The organism is Algibacter aquimarinus, from assembly GCF_039543265.1.
Classification (GTDB): domain Bacteria; phylum Bacteroidota; class Bacteroidia; order Flavobacteriales; family Flavobacteriaceae; genus Algibacter_B; species Algibacter_B aquimarinus.
On record NZ_BAABJK010000009.1, the window covers coordinates 347,386 to 370,658 of the forward strand.

Sequence of the window (23,273 nt, forward strand, 5' to 3'; positions counted from 1 at the left end):
GAATTTTATTTAGAATAATTTTCTACTGCATAATTTCCCCAATCTGCAACAGAGTGTATTAAAGGAATTAACGTTTTTCCTAAATCTGTTAAAGAATATTCTACCTTTAAAGGCGGCTTGGAGGTGTAAACTTTTCTTTTTATAATACCATCATTTTCTAAAGTTTTAAGCTGCAAACTTAGCGTGCGTTCTGTTACCATAGGCACTTCTTTCCTTAATTCATTATACCGCAGCGTACCGTCTATTAAATGATACAATATTACTGTTTTCCATTTTCCGCCAATTATACCCATAGTTAAACTTGTACAACACGGGTATTCTTTTCCTTTAAATTTATACATAACAAATAAAAATTTATACTATCCTTTTTGACCGTTATTGCAAAGATAAAATACTATACTTAGTTTTGCAACTATACTAATTATAGTATAAAAATAATAACAATGGATACACCAAATATTTCAAGAAAAGACATTATTAATGCATTTAATTTTAGACATGCAACCAAAGAATTTGATGCTACTAAAAAACTAACAAAGGACCAAATAGATTTTATTTTACAAACCGCAAATTTATCTCCAAGTTCTTTTGGTTTTGAGCCTTGGCATTTTATTGTGGTGCAAGATCAAGAATTACGCGAATTACTAAAACCTGTAGCTTGGGGTGCGCCATTAAAATTAGATACTGCAAGTCATTTTATTTTAGGTTTAAGCATGAAAGCTCAAATGACTAAATGGGATTCAGACTATATTATGCATATGATGAAAGACATAAAACAATTTCCTGAAGACGTTATAGAAATGTATTCTAAATTTTACAGGGAGTTTCAAAAAAGTGATTTTGAATTAGATACTGATAAAAAACTATTTGATTGGGCATCTAAACAAACCTATATAGCTTTAGCTAATATGATGACTGCTGCGGCTTTAACAGGAATAGACAGCTGCCCTATTGAAGGATTTCATCAAGAAAAAACAGAAGCACTATTACGTGAAAAATTTGGAGTTGATACAGATAAATACGGATTGTCGTATATGGTTGCTTTTGGCTACAGAAAAGCTGAACCACCACACCCAAAATCGAGAAGAGCTATTAAAGATATTGTTACTTGGAAATAAAACCAATAGAAGCCAATTTATATTAAATAGCATAAAAGGGTTAAACTTCAGTTTAGTTCTTTTATGCTATTTAATTTATACTATCAGGATTTCTGCGTGATGCTCTACATGAAAATTGCAAGAATTTGCAATAAAACATAAGCTATTAGCTTTGTTATGAAAACTTTTAGCCAATTCTTTTTGCTTTGCATCTGCTATAGTTACCACAGGTTTTAAATTAACTTTACTAAAATAACCACTACCCGATGCTTCTACATTTAAAATAGCTTCGGCAGTATCTGTATAGTTTAATACTTCAATATTGTGTTGCGCACAAACGTATAAATACGACATCATGTGGCAAGACGCCAAAGCAGATAACAATAAGTCTTCTGGATTATAAAGGGTCTCGTCGCCTCTAAATGCTTTTGCTGCTGATACTTCTAAAGGTGTTTTTTTATTGGCTATAGTTACCACATGGTTTCTACTAAAGCCTTTTGGATTTTGTGTGGTTTCATTATCATCTAATTTCCAGTTTACTTGGGCTTTAAAAGTATGCTTGAAAGACATATTAATTTTTTTTAGAAAAATAGACAAAGTTGAAAAATCTTTAAGGAGTTTTGTTAATAATTACGCATAAGTGTACAACTGAAAGGTGTTCTATTTTATCCTCTTATGGCTAACAATCTAGAGTTGACCGACTCCTAATCAGTTTGGATTTCTAAAACTCTTAAACAATCAATTCTTTGGCAGTGCTTCTCCTTCCATCCAAGGTGCACCCGACTTCACCAAATCCTTCGCCAACTGCGACAATTTCCCTTGACTCATTTCCAACTGAGACTGCGTAGAATTCAACTGCTTTTTTATGAGCAGTAAAGCATTCTTATGGTTCGTTGTAGGGCCATAAGTCGAATGGTCAATCCCAATTTGTAAAGAAAATAATCTCCCACCAACGGTAGGATTAGTTTTTTCTCCGGGTTCTAACTTCGATTTCTCACCATTAAGTTGTTGATTTATTTTTAGTAATTCCATCCGTACTTCTGTCAAGCGATTATCGAAACTGCCAGCTGCCGTAGGCGAATTATTTAAAACTTTTTTCATGCGTTCTGTACGTGCCATAGTATTTGCTAAACTTATTTGAATCGCAGAATGTGAACGCACTACACTTTCATATTGTCGCCAAAATCCTGCAACCTCTTCAGGTGTTGCTCCTTCCAGTGCACCTTTGCGTAAGGGCACGACCTCAAATTCTATCGGTTGGGACAAGGCTTTCACTGCTCCATCCACTTGCTGAAAAAGCGAAGCGGAATATGTTCCTGGTGCAGCCATCAAAGCTTTTGGGCTATCATCCCACAAGGGCGTTGGAGGTTCAACCATAGAAATAGCATTAGGAGAAGGATATCTTAAATCCCAAGCAACTCTATGAAACCCTTTTTTGGCCATACCGTCTACGCGTCTAACAACAGTACCATTTGCATCTTTGATTTCAACCCATACTTTAGGTGGGTTTTCCATTCGTTCTGCCTCTAAGGCTTCCCAACCCGGGAAAGCGATATTGCCTTTATTTCTCTTTTCTCGGGTAGCCCGAATTTCCTGTTGTGTTTTTAAATCATCTTTCAAATAGTAGGTAAAGACAGCGCCAAAAGGAGGATTGTCCGCTACAAAATGGTCAGCACCTTGATCACCTTTTTTTCCTTCAAAACCAAGATGTCCGCGCGGGATATACCACCACACTTTTCGCGTAGAAAACAAAGTAGCATCATTCTTCAAAGCGTCGTCATTTACTTCTCGCAATACGCTGATATCATCAAAAACATAAAAACTTCGTCCAAAAGAGGCAGCAACCAAATCATTTTCTCGTCGTTGTATTGCCAAGTCCCGAAACGATATTGTAGGAACATTACCTTGGAGTTTTATCCATTTTTGACCAGCATTCGGAGAGAAATAAATGCCAAACTCCGTTCCAGCAAACCATAAATCTTTCTTCTCATGGTCCTGCACTAGTCGCCAAACTAAGTTTCGTTTAGGTAAATTATTTTGAATAGATTTCCACGTTTTTCCACGATCTGTACTCTTTAAAATATAAGGTTGGTAATCACCATATTTGTGATTATCCATCGCTACATAAACTGTATTTGCATCATGTAAATCTGCTTTAATGTCATTAATATAAGGTATTTTTGGCATGCCTTTTATGGCACTTACCTCTATTTTTCTCCAAGTTTTACCATAATCTTCCGTCACTTGTATCAAGCCATCATCGGTACCGATATATATCAAATTTTCATTCAGTGGTGATTGCGCTATAGAAGTAATCGTATTATAATTGGACATCGCATTCAAGTCCCACGCATTATCCCAACTTTGTTGTTTCCCCATAATGGGTAATTCCAAACGATTTTGATCACGTGTTAAATCGCCTGAAAGGGTTCGCCAGTCATCTCCTCTATTATCAGAAACCCAAAGTCTTTGCGAAGCATGAAAAATTCTTTTAGGTGAATGTGGGCTTACCAAAATAGGCGCATCCCAATTATAACGTTCATAGTCTTCATCTGCCGCTGGTTGTGGTTGAATATCCATCACCTCGCCAGTAATCATATCAATTCTAGACAAGGTTCCTTCCTGACGTTGACCGTACATAATATTTGGGTTGCCTGGTTCGGTAGCTGGTTGATGTCCGTCCCAATCTAAGACCACTTTCCAATCTGAATTTTGAATACCATGAATATTATCGGTTCGAGAAGGACCGCCTTCTGTGGAATTGTCTTGCGTACCTCCAAATATATTGTAAAATGGCTCAGCATCATCTACCGCAACTTTATAAAATTGAGTCAAAGGAAGATTTCCCATAAATCGCCAATTTTCCGCCAAATCAAAAGTTTCATAAACACCGCCATCTGTTCCCATTAACAAATAATCGGGGTCATCTTTTCTGAAAGCCAAAGCATGATTATCGGAGTGTTTATGTTTCTCAGTCATACGTCGAAACGTTTTTCCGCCATCTTCTGAAATCTGCACCCTAACATCCAATAAATACAATCTATCAAATTCATGAGGGGATGCATACAATTCTTGATAATAATGCGGTCCCGTTGCACCAGAAACAGTATTAGACATTTTTTTCCAAGTCGAGCCACGATCTGATGAGCGATAAACACCACCCTTTCGCCTGTCTAATTCAATGGCAGCGTATAACACGTCGGGTTTCTGCGGAGAAATTGCTAACCCTATTTTACCCATATTAGATTCAGGTAAACCCATTTTGAGTTTTTCCCATGTCTCTCCTCCATCCGAACTTCGATACAACCCTGTACCAGGACCTCCACCCATATAGGCAGCTACAGTTCGGTGCCTATCCCAAGTAGCAGCATACATCTGGTCTGGATTTCGAGGATCAATAGCGATGTCTGTTACACCTGTCCATTCAGAATTCCCTAAGGTCTTTTTCCAATTTTTTCCGCCATCGATAGATTTGTACAATCCTCGTTCACCTCCTTTTGTCCAAAGCGGACCTTGTGAGGCGACCCAAATCACATCAGAGTTTTCGGGATGAATCACAATTTTAGAAATATGATTAGAATTTTTCAGACCCATATTTTTCCAAGTCATCCCACCATCATCACTCCTATATACCCCGTCCCCGAAAGACAAATGACGGCCACCTACATTCTCTCCTGTACCTACCCAAACCACATGTGGGTTATTAGGATCAACAGTTACGCAACCCGTGGCAAAAGAACCTTCATTATCAAATAGCGGCTTCCAAGTGACTCCAGCATTTTCAGTTTTCCAAACCCCTCCGGAAGCAACTGCAATGTACCAAGTATTATCATCTTCGGGATGAATGGCAATATCTGCAATTCGGCCTGACATAAAAGCTGGCCCTATACTTCGTAATTTTAGACCCTCAAAATTTTTGTCCGACCAAGGTTCGACTTTCTTATCTTGAGCTAAGATAGATGTTGACGAGAATAAGCATAGTAGAAATGTAAAGAAGAGGTTTCTCATTGGTTTGTTTTTTTTGGATACAAAAATTAATTGAAAGTTATTAATTCAAATATAAAGAATTATAGGCAGAATATTTACAGAAGTTAACTTATCAAGAAAGTGTGCTTACTGAATCTAAGTTTTCCATTAAATAAACAAAAAAAAATAAAAAACATATTAGATCAATAATAGTAAAGAACACGAAAGAAAACAACGGATATAATTTCTTGCTACTTCTTGCCTACTTACGAAAATCCTCGCGGACTTTCTATTCAGTTTTTATTTGCTAAAATAGGTGCTTAAAACACGCAACTAACCATACACGAACACAATAAGCGTAACTCCATAAACCTATTTCATATACTTACCTTTTTTACTGCCTTCGTACATAACGTATTTTACCAACCTCGACTCTAATTTAGCGTTATAGAGTTGTATTTTTCTTGAAGGACGTAAGCCTACGTGTTTTAAAGCTTCTAAGTTTGAAGTTATAAACCAAGCATCAGTTCCTGGATAACTCTGTTTTAGAGTGTCGCCAATATTACCGTAAAACTCTTGCATATCAATATTTAAACGCTCGCCATATGGTGGGTTAAAAACCATGTGAAGTTTTTCGTCGCCTCCTTTTTGGGTTTTAAAGAAATCTTCGTGTTTTACTTCAATAAAATCATCCAATTGGGCGTTTTTTACATTTTCTTTAGCTTTGTTTACAGCACTTGGTGCTTTATCGTACCCAATTATTTTATGATGAAAATCTCGTGTTTTGCCCAGTAAAGATTCTTCTATTTTCTCAAATAAATCAACATCCCAATCTTGCCAACGCTCGAAAGCAAATTCTTTTCGCATCAAATTTGGTGGTATATTACAGGCTATCATAGCAGCTTCTATAAGCATGGTACCCGAACCACACATGGGGTCCATAAAATCGGTTTGTCCGTCCCAACCCGATAACATAATTAAACCTGCTGCCAAAACTTCGTTTATGGGCGCAATGTTTGTAGCTGTTTTGTAACCACGCTTGTGCAAGGAGTCTCCTGAGGAATCTAAGGAAATGGTACATTTTCGTCTATCAATATGTACGTTTATTTTTAGGTCGGGAAATTTTAAATCTACATTTGGGCGTTGCCCGTCTGTATCTCTAAATTTATCTACAATAGCATCTTTTGTCTTTTGTGCTATGTATAGCGAATGCGAAAACAAATCGGAATGGATTGTAGCATCAACTGCTAAACTTCCTGTGGGTTTTAGGTATTGCGCCCAATCCATCGCATAAATTTTATCGTATAAATCTTTTTCGTTACTTACATTAAACGAATGTATGGGCTTTAAAATTTTTATAGCGGTACGCAATGCTAAATTAGCTTTGTACATAAAACCTTTATCGCCAGAAAAGGAAACGTTACGCACGCCTTTTTTTACATACATTGCCCCAAGTTGGGTAAGCTCTTTTTCTAATAAATCTTCAAAACCAAAAAGGGTTTTGGCTACCATGTTGAAATTTTCTGCCATTTTTTTCGTCTGATTGGTTTTTAAGCCTAATAGATTGCAAAAATAATGTAATTTTGCGGCAAACGTAAAGTTTATTGATAATTCGGGTTAAGGATTGATGCGGCATCCTTTTTTGTGCAAATAAGAAATTTGATGATAGCTCATTTATAATGCTATTTGAAAACTTGATGAGATACTGAAACAAGATTAACACAAAAAAGATATAGCGGAAAGCCTGACCTCGCTTTTGGGCGAGGTAACCCCCAAAAAGATATATGAGTAAAAACACTACAACATGGTTTACCTCTTGGTTTGATACACCATTTTACCATATTTTATACAAGGATAGAGACCATACTGAAGCGCACAAGTTTATGGATGCGCTTACTAGTTATTTAAATTTACCTGAGACCGGAACCATTTTAGATTTGGCTTGCGGCAAGGGTAGGCATTCGTTGTATTTAAACACTTTAGGTTATGATGTTACTGGTGTAGATTTAAGCGAAAACAGTATTGCTTATGCGAAACAGTTTGAAAACCACCGTTTAAAATTTGATGTACACGACATGTGTAAACCTTACCATAAGCAATTTGATGCGGTTTTTAATTTGTTTACAAGTTTTGGATATTTTGATAAAAATGAGGATAACTTAAACACTATAAAGGCAATTAAATCTGATTTGAATGAATTTGGTTTTGGGGTGATTGATTTTATGAATAGTGAGTTTGTTATTGATAATTTAGTACCCGAAGAGCAAAAAACGGTTGATAATATTGTTTTTAATTTAAAGCGTTATGTTGAAGACGGGTATGTTATAAAAGACATTGCCTTTGCACATGAAGGTGAAAATTATAATTACCAAGAGCGCGTACGTGCTTTTACGTTAAAAGATTTTGAATTACTATTTGAACAGGCTAATGTGCATTTACTTGATGTTTTTGGCGACTATAAATTACGTAAGTTTAACCCGAAAACATCAGAACGTTTAGTGATGATTTTTAAATAAGCTAATAATTGACATTTAATTATACTCACTATTTTGTGGGTAATTGTTTATAAATGAATAAGTTTTTATTACCCATAATAGCTGTAATTTTAGGTGTTGTTATAGCAACAATTTCTAAAAACAAGAAAACTTGGAATACCAAGCTCCTACTCTCTTTTAGTGGTGCTTTTTTATTGGCATTAACACTTTTTGAATTACTTCCTGAGGTTTATAATCATTTAGATACCAAACTAACAGGACTTTTTATAATGTGTGGTATTCTGTTGCAAATTGTTTTAGAGTTATTCTCTAAAGGGGCAGAACACGGGCATGTTCATATTCATAAAAATGAAGCGAATTTTCCTTGGTTGTTGTTTATTAGTTTATGCATTCATAGCTTTTTAGAGGGCTTTCCTATACACGAGCATAACGATATGGTTTATGGCGTTTTAATTCATAAAATACCTATTGCTACGTTAATTAGCATGTTTTTATTCCAATCTAAATTTAGTAAAGCACAAATTATTGCTTTTTTAGTGGTTTTTGCTGCTATGACGCCTTTTGGAACCTTAATTTCAAACACTGCAAACCTTAGTGTTAATTTAGCGCACAGTATTAATGCTATTGTTATTGGTATCTTTTTCCATATTTCTACTACTATTTTATTTGAAAGTGGCGAAGGACATAAATTTAACCTTAGCAAATTTGTTGCTATAATTTTAGGTGTTGGTATTGCTTATTTTATTTAGTTCTCTAAATGTTTTCAAAAGAAGAATCGCGCATATTACGACAAGAATTTTGGACAAGTTTTGGGAAATCGTTTCCAAGAAAATGGATTTTATACAACACTAAGCTTAAAGACTTAAGTTTTAAATTTCATTTTGATACTAAAAAAGCACTTGTAGCTCTAGACTTAGAAGACGATTTAGAACACCGCATAAAATATTGGGAAAAACTTTTAGCTTTAAAAGCTATATTACTTGATGATTATTTACCCGAAGCTATTTATGATGAAGAGTACTTTCTTGACAACGACAAAGAAATTTCTAGAATATACGTGCCTTTAGAGCAAAAAGTATCCATACATAACAAAAACTCTTGGCGCGATGTTATGGAGTTTTTTAATGAAAAAATGATACTGTTTGAAGCTTTTTTTGAGGAGTACAAAGATGTTATTGATTCTTAAACGAAGCGCATAAACTAAATAAAGTAAGTAGAAGTGCGTATTGCTTTTCTACTAAGAAAATTCGAACTTCGCTTATCATCAGATTTAAAACATTAAAACGATTTCATATCAAGTCGTTAGGTTTCATTAGATTCGACCAATTAACTAACTCTATACATATAAAAATATTAATAATGAATTTCATTAAAACTTTACAGCTGATATTGTTTATTGCTATATCAACGACTGCATTTTCTCAAAAACAAGATCCTGAAATATATTTACCATCGAATAATGGTAATTGGGAAAAAGCAAAACAGCAAGAATCAAATTGGAATGCATTTGCACTGAAAGAATTAATAGGCTATGCGGAAAATCAAAATTCCAGTGGATTATTAATTCTTGCAAATGGAAAAATATTAGTTGAAGAATATTGGATTGAAAAAAAAGATTTACATTTTGAAGATGTAGCTTCAATTCAAAAGAGTGTGATATCATTGTTATGTGGAATAGCTATCTCACAACGAATACTTGATATTAATTCATCAGTTAATAAGTATATTAAATCAGGATGGTCCAATTCTGATTTGAAGAATGAAAATAAAATTTTAGTGAAACACTTGTTAAGTATGTCTAGTGGTTTGGACGAGAGTTTGAATTTCAAATATTTACCAGGAGAGAAATGGTCTTATAATACAACAGCATACAGCAGATTAATAACTATTCTGGAAACAATAACAGCTAAAGATATTAAAGTTTTGACACAAGAATGGTTGACAAAACCAATTGGTATTAAAGATAGCAAATGGATAAAACGTCAAGGTAATTATGATAATCCACATGGTTACAAAGCTAATCTGAGAGATTTAGGAAGACTGGGGTTATTAATACTTAATAATGGATACTGGGATGGTGAAAACATCATAAAGAATAAAGATTACCTGAAAGAAGCTTTTCAACCGTCACAGGAGATGAATAAAAAGTATGGATACTTATTTTGGTTAAATACTGAATTAAAATATCATAGTGATTGTCCTGATGATATGATCATTATGGTTGGAGCTGGAAACCGAAATGTATATGTATTTCCAAGTACAAATGTTGTTGTTGTTCGATTAGGACGACGTGCAGAAAAAGGATTTCACAATAAAATCCTTGACTTGATAATAGAATCCATGCCAAATTAATAAACGAAACCTAACAATATATAAACGTAATTCGGACGAAGTACTGAATATGAATAAATTAGCTATTAACAAACGGTGTAGAGAATTGATAGTGAAGTGCCTTGAAATCCTGCACTACGCTTATACTCACCGATAAGCGCAAGTCGAAAAAACATCTAGTTTCTAACTAATTTTACCATCTCGTAATCATCCATAACAAAACCGCTACCAATATCTGCAACTAAAGGGCCTACATTTTTAAAACCCATTTTATCGTATGCTTTAATAGAGTTTGTATTGTACTTATTTACAGTTAATCTTATCTTGTTTACATGATATTTTTTAGCCTTATCTGATACAAATTGCATCATGGTTTTACCTATGCCTTTTCCTCTGTAAGCTGTTAAAATATATATTTTACTTAAAAATAAATTATCCTTTTCTGGCTTAATGCACAAATAACCAACAGGTAATTCATCATAAAAAACAGTGTAATATTCATAACCCGTTTGGGTTTGCTCCTGCATTGCTTTAACAGATTGATATTTATCTAGCATATAATCTATTTGTGGTTTCCCAACAATAGGAATATAATGCTCTCGCCAAATAATATCGGCTAACTTTTCAACAACCTCAAAATCTGTTATGGTATTTGACGCTTTTATGTTTATCATATCACATGAAAAAATACCATAAAAAAATGACATATGGCGCCCGCCAATACAAATACGTGCCAAATAACATGATTAAACGGGATTTTTTGAATGGCGTAAAAAACAATTCCAACGGTATAAAATAATCCGCCTGCAAATAATAGTAATATCCCCTCACTACCTATAATTTCAGATAAATTTGAAAAATCAAAAACAATCAACCAACCCATGACTAAATAGAGTAAGGTTGAAAAAGTTTCAAACTTTCCTGTAAAAAATAATTTTAAAACAACACCAAAAGCTGCTATTCCCAAAACTACCCAAAAGAGTGTCCACCCCAAGCTTTGTTCCAATGAAATAAGTAAAACAGGTGTGTACGTTCCTGCAATAAGAAAGTAAATACTAATGTGGTCTACAATTCTGAAATAGTGCTTTTTCTGCTCACATGTAACCGAATGGTATAACGTAGATGCCGTAAATAAAATGATTATGGAAATACCATAAACAATAACACTAAATAAACTCCAATTTGTTTTATTAGTATCAAAAACAATTAACAATATCAAAGCAGCTATTCCAAATAATGCCCCGATACCATGTGTAAAAGCATTTAATTTTTCTTCAAAGGGTGTTTGAATACGCATTTCTATTCTGGAGTTTCTTCTGTCTCATTATTTAACCACTTGTTGGTTAAATAATAAAAATCAAATGGTATGGCAGATTTCTGACTTACTAACCGTCCGCTTTGAAAGTTACGCTGCAAAATATCTTCAATTAAATAATCTTCTTTCTCGTTTTCAGGATCGAACTCTTTTTTTAATGAAATATCGAACATACTCGCTGTGGTATTATACCAAAAGGCTCGCCATCCGCTGCGTAATTCCTTAACTAAATCAAAGGTTGTTCTTCCTGTTTGCCTATGTATAAGTTTTACTAAAATTTGACCCTCGGTTCTGGTCATTTTTTTTAATTCATCTGAAAACTCGCCCTCAATATACTTTTGAATTTTTTTTGTGTATCGTTTTCTATCTCGTTTTTTAGTTAATTGTGCTAAACGCGTATTTAAAGAGTCTAACCTATCGGCAGCCATTTTAGCGTATGGGTAAACCTTAATGGTTTTTCTGCGTAGTATTAAGTAGCGAATACGGTCCTCTTTACTATCAAACTTGAGTTTGTGTAAAAGCATAACTTCATCTAAATCGATGCTTGTTCTGGGAATTGAGTCGCCTTTGATGATAAGATATTCTATGCTTGTGGTATCTTGCTCAGGTGTATTTACTTGAGCTAACAGCAAAAATGGAAAAAAAATGAATATGTATTTTAGACGCTTCATTATACTATTTGGGACTTTTACTTTTCTTTTTCAAAATTACTAATTTACTCTGATAAACATTAAAATGTGATTAATATTATATAAATAAGTAATAATTAAAATTAATAAAAAAGCCCACAATCAAAAAAACTGGTTGTGGGCTTTAATTTATATAAATAACGTGTTACAAACGTCTTCTATTATCATTTGAATTGGTGTCTATTAATTTATTGTAAGGATCAACACCTACTTCAACTGGTAATTTATCAACTATAATGGTTACCTTATTATTAATCTCTGTTATTTTGTGCTTCTTTAAATAAAGCTCAACTTCTGTTTTTTCACCATCTTCACTTTCATCTTCTGCAAAAACACCAACATCTATATAATCAGCCAAAGGAACAGATATAATAGGCTTTCGCATATCTTCTGTTTTATAAGTTATACTATCGTTGTAAACTTTTTTCCCTTTTTCATCATTTCTATATTTACTAACTTCAAACTCTATGTCTAATTGGTATTTGCCATTTTCTAATTCGGTTGACGTAACATCCTTAATTCTATTTTCGTAAACGGTAATAGTCTCAAACATATCTTTAATAGTGTACTGCAAAGAGTCTGGAGTTACTTCTCTAATATGGTTAACCATATCAATTGATGTGGTATAAGGCGGATATTGAAATTGTACTTTTTCAACATACTTTTTTAAGGCGCCGTTTAAAACATCTTCGCCTATATAATCGCTTAATGCATAAAATACTAAAGAGCCTTTTTGATAACGAATATACCCTTGCCCATCATTGTACATTAAGGGTTTCTCACGCTTTTGCTCGAATGTTCTTCGGGTTAGATAATCATCCAAAGCTTTCTTTAAAAACTTGCGCATTTTCCCTTTGCCTTGTTGATGTTCTAATACTTTAAGCGACACGTATTCTGATAAACTTTCAGACAACATTGTTGCACCTAAAACATCAGCTCCAATAACTTGATGCGCCCACCATTGGTGCGCAACTTCGTGAACGGTTATTGCGAATGGGTAATCTACACCACCTTTATCAGTATCATCAACATCGGCTATAAAACCTACAGCTTCTGAAAACGGAATGGTGTTAGGAAAAGATTGTGCAAAACTTCCACGAGTTCTTGGAAACTCAATAATTCTTGCTTGTTTATGTTGATACGGGCTAAAGTTTTTAGAGTTATAATCTAAAGATGCTTTCATACCGGCCATCATTCTATCTAAATTATATTCATGCCCTTTATGGTAGTAAATTTCTAGATTAACATCGTTCCATTTATCTTTTACTACTTCGTACTTTGCCGAATTAAAGGCATAGAAATTCAAGATTTTACTATCCATTTTATAATGGAAATAACGTCGTCCGTTTTCATTCCATTCCTTTTGTAAATACCCTGGTGCAATGGCTATTTGGTCTTCAGAGGTACTCACTGTCGCTTCAAAATCAACCCAATCAGAATCTTTATTTATATAATGATTTCCTAAAGCTGTAGAATCAGATGGATGTGGTTTTAAATCGTTTGGTGGCAAACCATACTTTTTTCTGGTTTTATTATCAGAAAGTTCACCGGCTCCACTGTAACCTAAAGATGGGAAAATGGCAAAATTATTTATAAAGGTTCCATTTTCGATTACTGGCGAATTATTTCTTAACCATGTATTTTCTTTATTATTTACAGTGATGTCTAACTCTAAACTATCTCCTGGTTTTAAAGGTGTTTTTAGCTTATAAATATCAAAATTATAGATGGTATCCTCTAATACCAAATCGACCTCTTTATTAAACTTAAAGGTAGACGGATAATTATTATGGTTTAGTAAAATAGAGTCTATTACAACTTCGGTTTTATTTACCATTAAATAGTTTCCTTTGGCATCAAAATTTCTTTCTTTAGGAAAAATATTCATATGCGCTTTTACGGCCACAATCCTAGGCTGTGCATTATTTTCATACTTTTTATATGTCTTCTCCCATTCTACGTTTTTAATCTCTCGCTCTTTAGACGATGTTCTTTTGTTTTCAATATTGTTTACATGATATATTTTAAAGCCTAATGACAAAAAACATATTAAAAACATTGCAAACCCAACAATAGTAATACCTTTAAAACGCGATTTTGCAATTGAAAGACGCTCTTTAAATGAGTGTGGTAAACCACGAACCCAAAACAAAGCTGTAAATACGAGTAACATTAACCCAGCAAATAACCAGTAAATTTTATATGCAAAGTATCTTGTAAATGAATTTCCGTAGCCATTCATGTCTGAATATTGAAACCCAGGACCTTCGTTGTATTTAAAAATAGATTGTTCTAAACCTGCAAACCTTAACAAAGGAATACCAACGGATAAAACAAGTAAAACAAACAAACCAAGATAAGGATTGCGGAATAATGTTTGAACAAACAAGGCTAAAAATGCCCAAATAGCATAGTTAATAAGTCTTAAACCATATAATTCTTGGATGTAATGACCGATTTCAAAATCGTAATAACCATTATACATTTGAAACAAAATTCCTGAAACCATTATAACAGCCAATAAAATTAATTGCATTTTTATGAGTGCTATAAATTTAGACATGAAAAGCGTCCAATTTGGTGTTGGAGTTACATCAACTAAATGATTCATATTCGCAATTTTGCCACGATGTACTAACATACCTGCGTATAAAAATGTACAGATATTTATTGCTATAGTAAAGGAACTACCGCCATTTAGCATTTTCCAGGTAACTGGAAGTGTGGGTGTACCGAATAAATTACCAACTTCTGATAGTGCAATTAAAATTATAATTAACCCAACTAAAACAATACTTAAAAAAGGCCAGCTTTTAATAATATACTTAAAATCGATATTCGATAATTTCCATGTAGTTTTTAAATTCTGAACAAATGAATAATCAAAGCCAACTTTAGGTAAATTAATTCTTGTTATGCCTCCAAAATTACTTTTTGTTGCTCGTTCGCCTTTATTCTTATTAAAACTAATAGATATCGCATTTTGGCTAAAGGCAAAAAACTTATATACCAAACCAAATACTAAAGCTGCTATTCCTAACCACAATAAACGGTTATAAAGTATAACTTCCTTTATTGGTAAATGCAATTCATTTTGTTCTGAAACTGTCCAATATCGGGTGTAATAATTTGTAGCCGAAGCGCCAAAAGGATCTACCATGGCTGCTAAAAATCTATTTTCAGGATCAGATAATAAACTTTCCATTAAGCCTTGTACAAACAGCAATAGAATAACCGTAATAAACCCCGCGGCTATATTTCTTGTAAATGTGACTACAGCAAAAACAATAGCTCCAAATAATAAAATATTAGGCAAAATATAAATGAAATAGGCGCTGTAATAAGATTTAAAATCAAAAGCTGTTACTATCTCAGAATTTGTTCCAGGCATTCTAAAACCAATAAACAGGGCAATTCCAACCACTACAATAATTATAGTAACTATTAGAATTGAACTTAAAAATTTAGCAAATAAATAATTGGCTTTTGTAAAAGGATAGGAATACAAAATAGTATGCATTTCACTCTTATAATCTCTGTGTATAGAAACCCCTATTATTGAAGGAAATAAAAAAAGTAAAAAAATGGTCATGGCATTAAATAAACCATTAATACCAAATGGTGAATTAACAATAGAGGAAGATCCCGTTGTTACCGTAACACTATCAAAAATACCTGCTGAACTTGCAGAAAAAAACAAGGCTAGAAAAAAGAAAATAGCCATGTATATATAAAATGCTGGTTTTCTTAACCAGTACTTTAATTCATAATTAAATATTGTAGAAAACATATGCGTTATTTTAGTTAATTAAATTATGCAAGAGTTGGTTCGTCTTGCTTTAAAGCAATAAAATACACATCGTCTAATTGTGGACTTGCCGATATAAAATCGTCAGCGGGTTTTTCTAAAGCGTGAACTCTTATGTTTAGAGTATTATCCTGATTGTAGTTTGATGATAATACATTGTAAGAAGCTTCATTGGTTTCTAAATCATCACGCTCAATAATTTTCGTCCAAATTTGTCCTTCAATTTCAGAAGTAGCCTCTGTTGGCGTAGTATGCTGTAAAATACGTCCGCCATTTAAAATAGCCATTTCATTACAAAGTTCTTTAACATCATCAACAATATGTGTTGAAAAAATAACCGTACAATTTGTACCAACTTCTCTTAAAACATTTAAAAAACGATGACGCTCTGCAGGATCTAAACCTGCTGTAGGCTCATCAACAATAATTAACTTGGGGTTGTTTAATAGTAGTTGAGCAATCCCAAAACGTTGTTTCATTCCTCCTGAATAACCTGCCACATGTTTTTTTCTAACATCGTATAGATTAGTGATTTCTAAAACTTCTTTTACTAAAGCAGCTCTATCAGATTTTAATTTCACCCCTTTTAAAGTTGCAAAATAATCTAACAATTTTTCTGCAGACATTTTAGGATATACACCAAACGATTGTGGTAAATAACCTAAAACTTTACGTAACGCCATTTTATCATCTAGAACATTGATATCTCCAAACTCAATTGAGCCAGAATCTGGACTCTGAAGCGTAGCTATAGTTCTCATCAAAGAAGATTTTCCAGCGCCATTAGGCCCTAGTAAACCAAACATGCCTGTTCCAATTTCTAAGTTTAAATTATCAATGGCTTTCACACCATTTTTATACGTTTTAGTCAAATCTTTGATGGTTAATTTCATTTGATTCTATTTTAGATTATTTTATATTTCTGATAAGTATAAAAAGATTGTAATTTGTTACAAATTATTTTTATTCACGAGTAAAAACTAAATAATTCCTTTTATTTTTACAAAATACAGTAAAAAAATGAAGTCAATATTTTTAATGGCTTAAAATAACTAAAACTCTTATGGCTAAAAAAAGTATCCTCAATAAAAAGTCGATGGACTTTCTTGAAAAATATCTAAATAATGCAGCTCCAACAGGCTATGAATGGAATGGTCAAAAACTATGGATGGATTATTTAAAACCCTATGTTGACGAATTTATTACCGATACTTACGGTACTGCTGTTGGTGTAATAAATCCGGATGCAAAATACAAAGTTGTTATTGAAGGACATGCTGATGAAATTTCTTGGTATGTAAATTATATTTCAGACAATGGATTGATTTATGTCATTAGAAATGGTGGTAGCGACCATCAAATAGCGCCTAGTAAAATTGTAAATATCCATTCTAAAAACGGCATAGTAAAAGGTGTTTTTGGATGGCCGGCTATACATACGCGTAACAGAGCTAAGGAAGAACCACCAAAACCAGATAATATTACCATAGATGTTGGTGCAAAAGACAAATCTGAAGTAGAAAAAATGGGTATTCATGTAGGATGCGTAATTACTTACCCAGATAAATTTCATATACTAAATGGTGACAAATTTGTTTGTCGTGCTTTAGATAATCGTATGGGTGGTTTCATGATTGCCGAGGTAGCGAGACTATTAAAAGAGAATAAAAAGGAATTACCTTTTGGCTTATATATAACAAATTCTGTACAAGAAGAAATTGGTTTGCGAGGTGCCGAAATGATAACACAAACTATTAAGCCAAATGTAGCTATCGTAACTGATGTTACACACGATACCACCACCCCAATGATTGAACGCAAAAAAGAAGGTCACCTAGAAATTGGTTTAGGTCCTGTGGTAGCTTATGCTCCTGCTGTTCAACAAAAACTTAGAGATTTAATTACAGAAACTGCCGAAGATAAAAAAATACCCTTCCAACGTTCTGCATTATCACGTGCCACAGGAACCGACACAGATGCTTTTGCTTACAGCAATGGTGGTGTAGCTTCTGCCTTAATTTCATTACCACTGCGTTACATGCATACTACGGTAGAAATGGTGCATAAAGATGATGTAGAAAATGTTATTAAATTAATTTACGAATCACTATTGAATATAAAAGATGGTGAGACATTTAGCTATTTCAAATAATAATTAATGACGTTAAAAAATCAGAAACACTTATTCGAAATTCCTGAAGATGTTGCCTATTTAAATATAGCAAGCCAATCTCCTGCTTTTAAGAAAGTTTATGAAGCAGGTTTACAAGGTTTATATGAAAAAAAGCATCCTTACAAGCTTCAGAGTTCTGATTTTTTTGAACCAGTGATTGAGCTAAAAAAACTATTTTCTAAACTTATTGATGCAGATGATTATAATAGAATTGCTACAATTCCTTCGGTATCATATGGTTTTGCAACTGTTACAAATAATATAGTTTTAAAAGAAAATGATGAAATTTTAATTTTAGCAGAGCAATTCCCTAGTAATTTTTATTCATGGAAAAAACTGACTGAAAAGTACAATGCTTCATTAAAAGTAATTAAAGCTACAGATGATGCATCTAATCGTACAGAACATTGGAATGAATCAATTCTAAAACATATCAATAAAAACACTGCTGTTATCGCCATGGGAAATATACATTGGTCTAATGGCAGTCTTTTCAATTTGAAAGGAATTAGTAAAAAAGCGAAAGAACACAATGCACTTTTAATTATAGATGGTTCGCAATCAATTGGAGCTCTTCCTTTTTCAATAAAAGACATTAAACCAGATGCACTTATTTGTGCTGGATATAAATGGCTCTTCGGACCTTATGGTTGTGCTTACGCTTATTTTGGTGAATACTTTGATAATGGAAATCCTATTGAAGAAAATTGGGCAAACCGCCTAAATAGCGAAGACCTTACCAAATTAACAAAATACCAGCCAAAGTACAAACCGTTAGCTAATCGGTATTCGGTTGGAGAGAGTGGAAATTTTATTTATGTAAAAATGCAAATTGAAGCTCTAAAACAGGTTATAGAATGGACTCCGAAAGCAATTCAAGATTACTGTAAACATATCTCCTCAGAAGCCGTTAAAGAGTTAATAAATCTAGGCTGTATAATTGAAGACGATAAGTTTAGAACACATCATTTATTTGGAATTAAATTACCCGAAAAACTAAATATTGATACTTTAAAAAAAGATTTAATTGATAAAAATATTTTTGTTTCCTTCAGAGGTAATTACATCAGAATTTCTTCTCACCTATACAATACTAAAAACGATTTTAAACCTTTAATTTCATCAATAGCAGCACACTTATAATTAATTTATTATGGATGAGTATATTGATATTGCAAACAAGGATGGTAAACTTACAGGAGAATCTGAATTGAAATCAGTTATTCACGAAAAAGGATATTACCATCATACGGCGCATATTTGGTTTTACACTTCAAACGGTGAAGTTTTGCTATCTCAACGTTCTGCAAATAAATTAATTTGTCCGCTAATATGGGACGTCTCCGTAGCAGGTCATATTGATGCTGGAGAGACAGTTGAACATGCAGCAATAAGAGAAACAAAAGAAGAAATAGGTTTGTCAATATCGGAAAATGACTTACATAAAATTGGTGTTTTCAAGTGTTTTCAAAGCTATAAGAGCGGTATAAAAGACAATGAATTTCATAACACATTCATAGTAAAACTTCAAGTACCCATATCTCAATTAACACCACAACCAGAAGAGGTTGAAGCACTAAAGTTAGTGTCTTTACAAAAATTTGAGAGCCTTATTAATAACATAAAAAACAACGGTAATCATTTTGTGCCTTCAAACAAATCTTATTATCAGTTTATTTTACAAAACATAAAATCACATTTAAAATAAATTAATTTCAAGTTGCTACTAATTTTTTTTAATATAATAATTTGTAAAAAAAAGAGAGTTTAAACAGATGTAATTTTATACAACTCAAAATTCTTTAATTTCTATTTTTTGAAATAGAATCCGCTCATTTAATTCTTATATTTACTAATAACTAAACCTAATATAAACATGGGGCATATTTATAAAACTAAAGTTAATAATATTTTCGATTTTGATATTAAAACAGATGATATTTCAAAGCTAGATGCTTTGCAAATATCAGAGTCAAAATTTCATATTCTGAAACAAAATAAATCCTATAAAGCACAAGTTATTGAGTCAGATTTTGATAGTAAAACATATCAAGTAAAGATTAATAGTAATATATATAACGTCTATATTTCTAGTAATTTAGACTTGCTAATAAAGGAAATGGGATTTACTATTGGGGCTACAAAACATATCAATTCAATAAAAGCACCCATGCCTGGTTTAATTTTAGAAATTAATGTGGAAGTAGGTGATGAAGTTAAGGAGAATGACAACTTACTAATTTTAGAGGCTATGAAAATGGAAAATGTAATTACATCTCCTAGAGATGGTATTATTAAATCTATTTCAGTAAATCAAAGTGATGCCGTAGAAAAGAATCAATTACTAATAGAATTCGAATAGATTATGAAAAAAATACTAGTTGCTAATCGAGGAGAAATTGCTATTAGAGTCATGAAAACAGCTCAAAAAATGGGTATAAAAACGGTTGCAGTTTTCTCGGAATCAGATAGAAATGCACCGCATGTAAAGTTTGCAGATGAAGCCGTTTGTATTGGTGCACCTCCTTCAAATCAATCTTATTTAAGAGGCGATAAAATTATTGAAGTTGCAAAACAATTACACGCAGATGGTATACATCCTGGTTACGGATTTTTAAGTGAAAATGCTTCTTTTGCCGAATTATGTGAGGAAAACGATATCATTTTTATAGGTCCGCGTTCTAATGCCATAAAAATAATGGGCAGTAAGTTAGCTGCAAAAGATGCGGTAAAAAAATACAATATCCCAATGGTTCCCGGTATTGATGAAGCTATTACCGATGTAGAAAAAGCAAAAAAAATAGCTAGAGACATAGGTTTTCCTATTCTTATAAAAGCTTCTGCAGGTGGTGGTGGAAAAGGGATGCGAATAGTTGATAAAGAAAAAGATTTAGAATCGCAAATGAGTAGAGCTATTAGCGAAGCCACTTCTGCATTTGGTGACGGTTCCGTTTTTATTGAAAAATATGTAAAATCACCAAGACATATAGAAATCCAAGTTATGGCAGATAGTCATGGTAATATTCTACATTTTTTTGAACGAGAATGTAGTATACAACGTCGCCATCAAAAAGTAGTAGAAGAAGCACCTTCATCTGTACTCTCTGAAAAATTAAGAGCTGAAATGGGTGAAGCAGCCATAAAAGTTGCTAAATCATGTGATTATTTGGGAGCCGGTACCGTAGAGTTTCTCTTAGATGCCGATCATAATTTTTACTTCTTAGAAATGAATACCCGTTTACAAGTTGAACATCCCGTTTCTGAACTTATTTCTGGTGTGGACCTAGTTGAACTGCAGATAAAAGTTGCTCGAGGAGAAAAACTTCAAATACAACAACAGGATTTAAAAATTAATGGTCATGCTCTAGAACTTAGGGTTTATGCAGAAGACCCTTTAAATGATTTTCTCCCAAGTGTTGGCAATTTAGAAGTTTATAAAATACCTGAAGGCAAAAATATTCGAGTAGATAATGGTTTTGAAGAAGGCATGGATATTCCTATTTATTACGATCCTATGCTTTCTAAATTAATAACTTATGCAAAAACCAGAGAAGAAGCCATACAACTCATGATAAAAGCTATTGAAAATTATCATGTTAAAGGGGTTGAAACCACATTAGCGTTTGGAAAGTACGTTTGCGAACATGACGCATTTCGCTCAGGGAATTTTGATACCCATTTTGTTAAAGATTATTATTCCCCAGAAGCATTAAAAGAAGCAACAAATAACGAAGCTAAAATTGCTGCACTAATTGCTGTGAAACAATACATTGAAGATCAAAAAAAGTTACGTTTACCAAACTAGAATACTATGAGTGATAAATTAGATAAATTAAACGAACGTATAGCCTTGGCTCATTTGGGAGGTGGACAAAAGCGTATAGAGAAGCAACACGCAAAGAAAAAACTAACAGCAAGAGAACGTATAAACTATCTTATGGATGAAAGTTCATTTGAAGAGATTGGTCTTTTAGTTACCCATAGAACTACCGATTTTGGTATGGAAAAAGAAATCTATTTTGGAGATGGTGTTATTACTGGTTACGGTACAATAAACAAAAGATTAGTATACGTGTATGCACAAGATTTTACGGTTTTTGGGGGTGCTTTATCTGAAACACATGCCGAAAAAATTTGTAAAATTATGGACATGGCTGTAAAAGTAGGAGCGCCTATTATTGGCTTAAATGATTCTGGTGGAGCTCGTATTCAAGAAGGAGTGAAATCATTAGGGGGTTATGCCGATATTTTTCACAGAAATGTTCAAGCCTCTGGTGTTATCCCTCAAATTTCAGCCATTATGGGCCCTTGCGCCGGTGGTGCAGTTTACTCCCCTGCCATAACTGATTTTACTATGATGGTGGAAAATACGAGTTATATGTTCGTTACTGGACCTAACGTAGTTAAAACAGTAACAAATGAAGAAGTAACAAGTGAAGAATTAGGAGGTGCACTCACACATGCATCAAAATCTGGAGTAGCTCATAAAACATCTGCAAATGATATTGAATGTTTAGAGGATTTAAAAAAACTTTTGAGTTATTTACCTCAAAATAATAAAGAAATCACAGAGAAATTAAATTTCGAGCCTAAAGACGAAATTAGAGATACATTATCAAATATAGTTCCAGATAACCCAAATAAACCTTATGATATGCATGAGGTTATTTCAGGAATTATTGATGAAAACTCTTTTTATGAGATTCATAAAGATTACGCTGAAAATATTATTGTTGGTTTTGCCCGTTTAGGTGGAAGAAGTATTGGTGTGGTAGCAAATCAGCCCATGTTTTTAGCAGGTGTTTTAGATGTAAATAGTTCAAAAAAAGCTGCAAGATTTACACGCTTTTGTGACTGTTTTAATATCCCTTTATTAGTCTTAGTAGATGTTCCTGGTTTCTTACCTGGAACTGACCAAGAATGGAATGGCATTATAGTTCATGGAGCAAAATTACTATATGCTTTAAGTGAAGCAACAGTACCAAAGATTACTGTTATTACCAGAAAAGCTTACGGGGGAGCTTATGATGTAATGAATTCTAAACACATTGGAGCCGACTTAAACTATGCATGGCCAGGCGCGGAAATTGCTGTTATGGGTGCTAAAGGAGCAAGCGAAATAATATTTAGAAGAGAAATTGCAGCCTCAGATAATCCAGCTGAAAAACTAGCTGAAAAAGAAGCTGAATATTCAGAAAAATTTGCCAACCCATATCGCGCTGCTCGTCGGGGATTTATTGATGAAGTTATTTTACCACAAAATACAAGAAGAAAGTTATTAAAAGGATTTTCGATGCTTGAGGCAAAAAAAGTTTCTAGACCAAAACGAAAACACGGAAACATACCTTTATAAATCAAAAAAGGAGTCTAAAAAGACTCCTTTTTTTTAACTTGTAATT

General features: G+C 33.2%; 20 protein-coding genes. 11 read left to right on the forward strand and 9 right to left on the reverse strand.

Annotated features, from left to right (window positions below; translation table 11 throughout):
- Positions 1-5 precede the first annotated feature (5 nt).
- Positions 6-341, reverse strand: coding sequence for a winged helix-turn-helix transcriptional regulator (locus ABD939_RS13995; protein WP_345169941.1), 336 nt, complete (start codon positions 339-341; stop codon positions 6-8).
- Positions 342-443: 102 nt separating this feature from the next.
- On the opposite strand from ABD939_RS13995, the gene ABD939_RS14000 reads away from it, so the two are divergent.
- Positions 444-1,118, forward strand: a complete 675-nt coding sequence (locus tag ABD939_RS14000; protein WP_345169943.1) for an NAD(P)H-dependent oxidoreductase — start codon at positions 444-446, stop codon at positions 1,116-1,118.
- Positions 1,119-1,193: 75 nt separating this feature from the next.
- Here the strand turns inward: ABD939_RS14000 and ABD939_RS14005 are convergent, their stop codons facing one another.
- The 3 genes from ABD939_RS14005 to ABD939_RS14015 all read right to left on the reverse strand — a co-directional run bounded on the left by ABD939_RS14005 (position 1,194) and on the right by ABD939_RS14015 (position 6,593).
- Positions 1,194-1,667, reverse strand: coding sequence for an OsmC family protein (locus tag ABD939_RS14005; protein WP_345169944.1), 474 nt, complete (start codon positions 1,665-1,667; stop codon positions 1,194-1,196).
- Positions 1,668-1,835: 168 nt separating this feature from the next.
- Positions 1,836-4,748: a VPS10 domain-containing protein gene (locus ABD939_RS14010; protein WP_345169945.1), complete on the reverse strand. Its 2,913-nt coding sequence runs from the start codon at positions 4,746-4,748 to the stop codon at positions 1,836-1,838.
- 687 nt (positions 4,749-5,435) lie between these two features.
- A complete protein-coding gene (locus tag ABD939_RS14015) occupies positions 5,436-6,593 on the reverse strand; it encodes a THUMP domain-containing class I SAM-dependent RNA methyltransferase (protein WP_345169946.1) in 1,158 nt (385 codons plus the stop codon).
- Between the two features lie 254 nt (positions 6,594-6,847).
- Between ABD939_RS14015 and ABD939_RS14020 the strand changes: the two genes are divergently transcribed.
- The 4 genes from ABD939_RS14020 (at position 6,848) to ABD939_RS14035 (ending at position 9,910) form a co-directional block, all read left to right on the forward strand.
- Positions 6,848-7,579 carry a methyltransferase domain-containing protein gene (locus ABD939_RS14020; RefSeq protein WP_345169948.1) on the forward strand — a complete coding sequence of 244 codons (732 nt, stop codon included), beginning with the start codon at positions 6,848-6,850 and terminating at the stop codon, positions 7,577-7,579.
- A 53-nt stretch (positions 7,580-7,632) separates the two neighbouring features.
- Positions 7,633-8,307 (forward strand): ZIP family metal transporter, encoded by a 675-nt coding sequence (locus ABD939_RS14025; RefSeq protein ID WP_345169949.1) that lies wholly within the window; start codon positions 7,633-7,635, stop codon positions 8,305-8,307.
- An 8-nt stretch (positions 8,308-8,315) separates the two neighbouring features.
- Positions 8,316-8,744: a DUF4268 domain-containing protein gene (locus ABD939_RS14030; protein ID WP_345169951.1), complete on the forward strand. Its 429-nt coding sequence runs from the start codon at positions 8,316-8,318 to the stop codon at positions 8,742-8,744.
- A gap of 173 nt (positions 8,745-8,917) precedes the next feature.
- On the forward strand, positions 8,918-9,910 hold the full coding sequence (locus ABD939_RS14035) for a serine hydrolase domain-containing protein (RefSeq protein ID WP_345169952.1): 993 nt from the start codon (positions 8,918-8,920) through the stop codon (positions 9,908-9,910).
- Between the two features lie 155 nt (positions 9,911-10,065).
- Here ABD939_RS14035 and ABD939_RS14040 read toward each other — a convergent pair whose 3' ends face one another.
- From ABD939_RS14040 to ABD939_RS14060, 5 genes are all read right to left on the reverse strand, one after another.
- Positions 10,066-10,563, reverse strand: a complete 498-nt coding sequence (locus ABD939_RS14040; RefSeq protein ID WP_345169953.1) for a GNAT family N-acetyltransferase — start codon at positions 10,561-10,563, stop codon at positions 10,066-10,068.
- Entirely contained in the window at positions 10,560-11,186 is a 627-nt protein-coding gene (gene trhA, locus ABD939_RS14045; protein WP_345169955.1) for a PAQR family membrane homeostasis protein TrhA, read from the reverse strand. Before trhA ends, ABD939_RS14040 begins: the two co-directional genes overlap by 4 nt.
- 2 nt (positions 11,187-11,188) lie before the next feature.
- Positions 11,189-11,875: a DUF4294 domain-containing protein gene (locus ABD939_RS14050; RefSeq protein ID WP_345169956.1), complete on the reverse strand. Its 687-nt coding sequence runs from the start codon at positions 11,873-11,875 to the stop codon at positions 11,189-11,191.
- A 163-nt stretch (positions 11,876-12,038) separates the two neighbouring features.
- Positions 12,039-15,683, reverse strand: coding sequence for an ABC transporter permease/M1 family aminopeptidase (locus ABD939_RS14055; protein ID WP_345169958.1), 3,645 nt, complete (start codon positions 15,681-15,683; stop codon positions 12,039-12,041).
- Between the two features lie 23 nt (positions 15,684-15,706).
- Positions 15,707-16,594, reverse strand: coding sequence for an ABC transporter ATP-binding protein (locus ABD939_RS14060; RefSeq protein ID WP_345169960.1), 888 nt, complete (start codon positions 16,592-16,594; stop codon positions 15,707-15,709).
- Positions 16,595-16,764: 170 nt separating this feature from the next.
- On the opposite strand from ABD939_RS14060, the gene ABD939_RS14065 reads away from it, so the two are divergent.
- The 6 genes from ABD939_RS14065 (at position 16,765) to ABD939_RS14090 (ending at position 23,227) form a co-directional block, all read left to right on the forward strand.
- On the forward strand, positions 16,765-17,853 hold the full coding sequence (locus tag ABD939_RS14065) for a M42 family metallopeptidase (protein WP_345169962.1): 1,089 nt from the start codon (positions 16,765-16,767) through the stop codon (positions 17,851-17,853).
- A gap of 6 nt (positions 17,854-17,859) precedes the next feature.
- Entirely contained in the window at positions 17,860-19,017 is a 1,158-nt protein-coding gene (locus tag ABD939_RS14070; protein ID WP_345169963.1) for an aminotransferase class V-fold PLP-dependent enzyme, read from the forward strand.
- A gap of 10 nt (positions 19,018-19,027) precedes the next feature.
- Positions 19,028-19,582 (forward strand): NUDIX hydrolase, encoded by a 555-nt coding sequence (locus ABD939_RS14075; RefSeq protein WP_345169965.1) that lies wholly within the window; start codon positions 19,028-19,030, stop codon positions 19,580-19,582.
- Positions 19,583-19,750: 168 nt separating this feature from the next.
- Complete coding sequence (locus ABD939_RS14080) at positions 19,751-20,236, forward strand: acyl-CoA carboxylase biotin carboxyl carrier protein subunit (RefSeq protein WP_345169967.1); 486 nt, start codon at positions 19,751-19,753, stop codon at positions 20,234-20,236.
- 3 nt (positions 20,237-20,239) lie between these two features.
- On the forward strand, positions 20,240-21,679 hold the full coding sequence (locus ABD939_RS14085) for an acetyl-CoA carboxylase biotin carboxylase subunit (protein ID WP_345169968.1): 1,440 nt from the start codon (positions 20,240-20,242) through the stop codon (positions 21,677-21,679).
- Positions 21,680-21,685: 6 nt separating this feature from the next.
- Positions 21,686-23,227, forward strand: coding sequence for an acyl-CoA carboxylase subunit beta (locus ABD939_RS14090; RefSeq protein ID WP_345169969.1), 1,542 nt, complete (start codon positions 21,686-21,688; stop codon positions 23,225-23,227).
- Positions 23,228-23,273: the final 46 nt, after the last annotated feature.

Excerpts from the sequence above, each read along its gene's own strand:
- ABD939_RS13995 (WP_345169941.1), bottom strand. The coding sequence starts at position 341 with ATGTATAAATTTAAAGGAAAAGAATACCCGTGTTGTACAAGTTTAACT.
- ABD939_RS14000 (WP_345169943.1), top strand. The coding sequence starts at position 444 with ATGGATACACCAAATATTTCAAGAAAAGACATTATTAATGCATTTAAT.
- ABD939_RS14005 (WP_345169944.1), bottom strand. The coding sequence starts at position 1,667 with ATGTCTTTCAAGCATACTTTTAAAGCCCAAGTAAACTGGAAATTAGAT.
- ABD939_RS14015 (WP_345169946.1), bottom strand. The coding sequence starts at position 6,593 with ATGGCAGAAAATTTCAACATGGTAGCCAAAACCCTTTTTGGTTTTGAA.
- ABD939_RS14020 (WP_345169948.1), top strand. The coding sequence starts at position 6,848 with ATGAGTAAAAACACTACAACATGGTTTACCTCTTGGTTTGATACACCA.
- ABD939_RS14025 (WP_345169949.1), top strand. The coding sequence starts at position 7,633 with ATGAATAAGTTTTTATTACCCATAATAGCTGTAATTTTAGGTGTTGTT.
- ABD939_RS14030 (WP_345169951.1), top strand. The coding sequence starts at position 8,316 with ATGTTTTCAAAAGAAGAATCGCGCATATTACGACAAGAATTTTGGACA.
- ABD939_RS14035 (WP_345169952.1), top strand. The coding sequence starts at position 8,918 with ATGAATTTCATTAAAACTTTACAGCTGATATTGTTTATTGCTATATCA.
- ABD939_RS14040 (WP_345169953.1), bottom strand. The coding sequence starts at position 10,563 with ATGATAAACATAAAAGCGTCAAATACCATAACAGATTTTGAGGTTGTT.
- trhA (WP_345169955.1), bottom strand. The coding sequence starts at position 11,186 with ATGCGTATTCAAACACCCTTTGAAGAAAAATTAAATGCTTTTACACAT.
- ABD939_RS14050 (WP_345169956.1), bottom strand. The coding sequence starts at position 11,875 with ATGAAGCGTCTAAAATACATATTCATTTTTTTTCCATTTTTGCTGTTA.
- ABD939_RS14055 (WP_345169958.1), bottom strand. The coding sequence starts at position 15,683 with ATGTTTTCTACAATATTTAATTATGAATTAAAGTACTGGTTAAGAAAA.
- ABD939_RS14060 (WP_345169960.1), bottom strand. The coding sequence starts at position 16,594 with ATGAAATTAACCATCAAAGATTTGACTAAAACGTATAAAAATGGTGTG.
- ABD939_RS14065 (WP_345169962.1), top strand. The coding sequence starts at position 16,765 with ATGGCTAAAAAAAGTATCCTCAATAAAAAGTCGATGGACTTTCTTGAA.
- ABD939_RS14070 (WP_345169963.1), top strand. The coding sequence starts at position 17,860 with ATGACGTTAAAAAATCAGAAACACTTATTCGAAATTCCTGAAGATGTT.
- ABD939_RS14075 (WP_345169965.1), top strand. The coding sequence starts at position 19,028 with ATGGATGAGTATATTGATATTGCAAACAAGGATGGTAAACTTACAGGA.
- ABD939_RS14080 (WP_345169967.1), top strand. The coding sequence starts at position 19,751 with ATGGGGCATATTTATAAAACTAAAGTTAATAATATTTTCGATTTTGAT.
- ABD939_RS14085 (WP_345169968.1), top strand. The coding sequence starts at position 20,240 with ATGAAAAAAATACTAGTTGCTAATCGAGGAGAAATTGCTATTAGAGTC.
- ABD939_RS14090 (WP_345169969.1), top strand. The coding sequence starts at position 21,686 with ATGAGTGATAAATTAGATAAATTAAACGAACGTATAGCCTTGGCTCAT.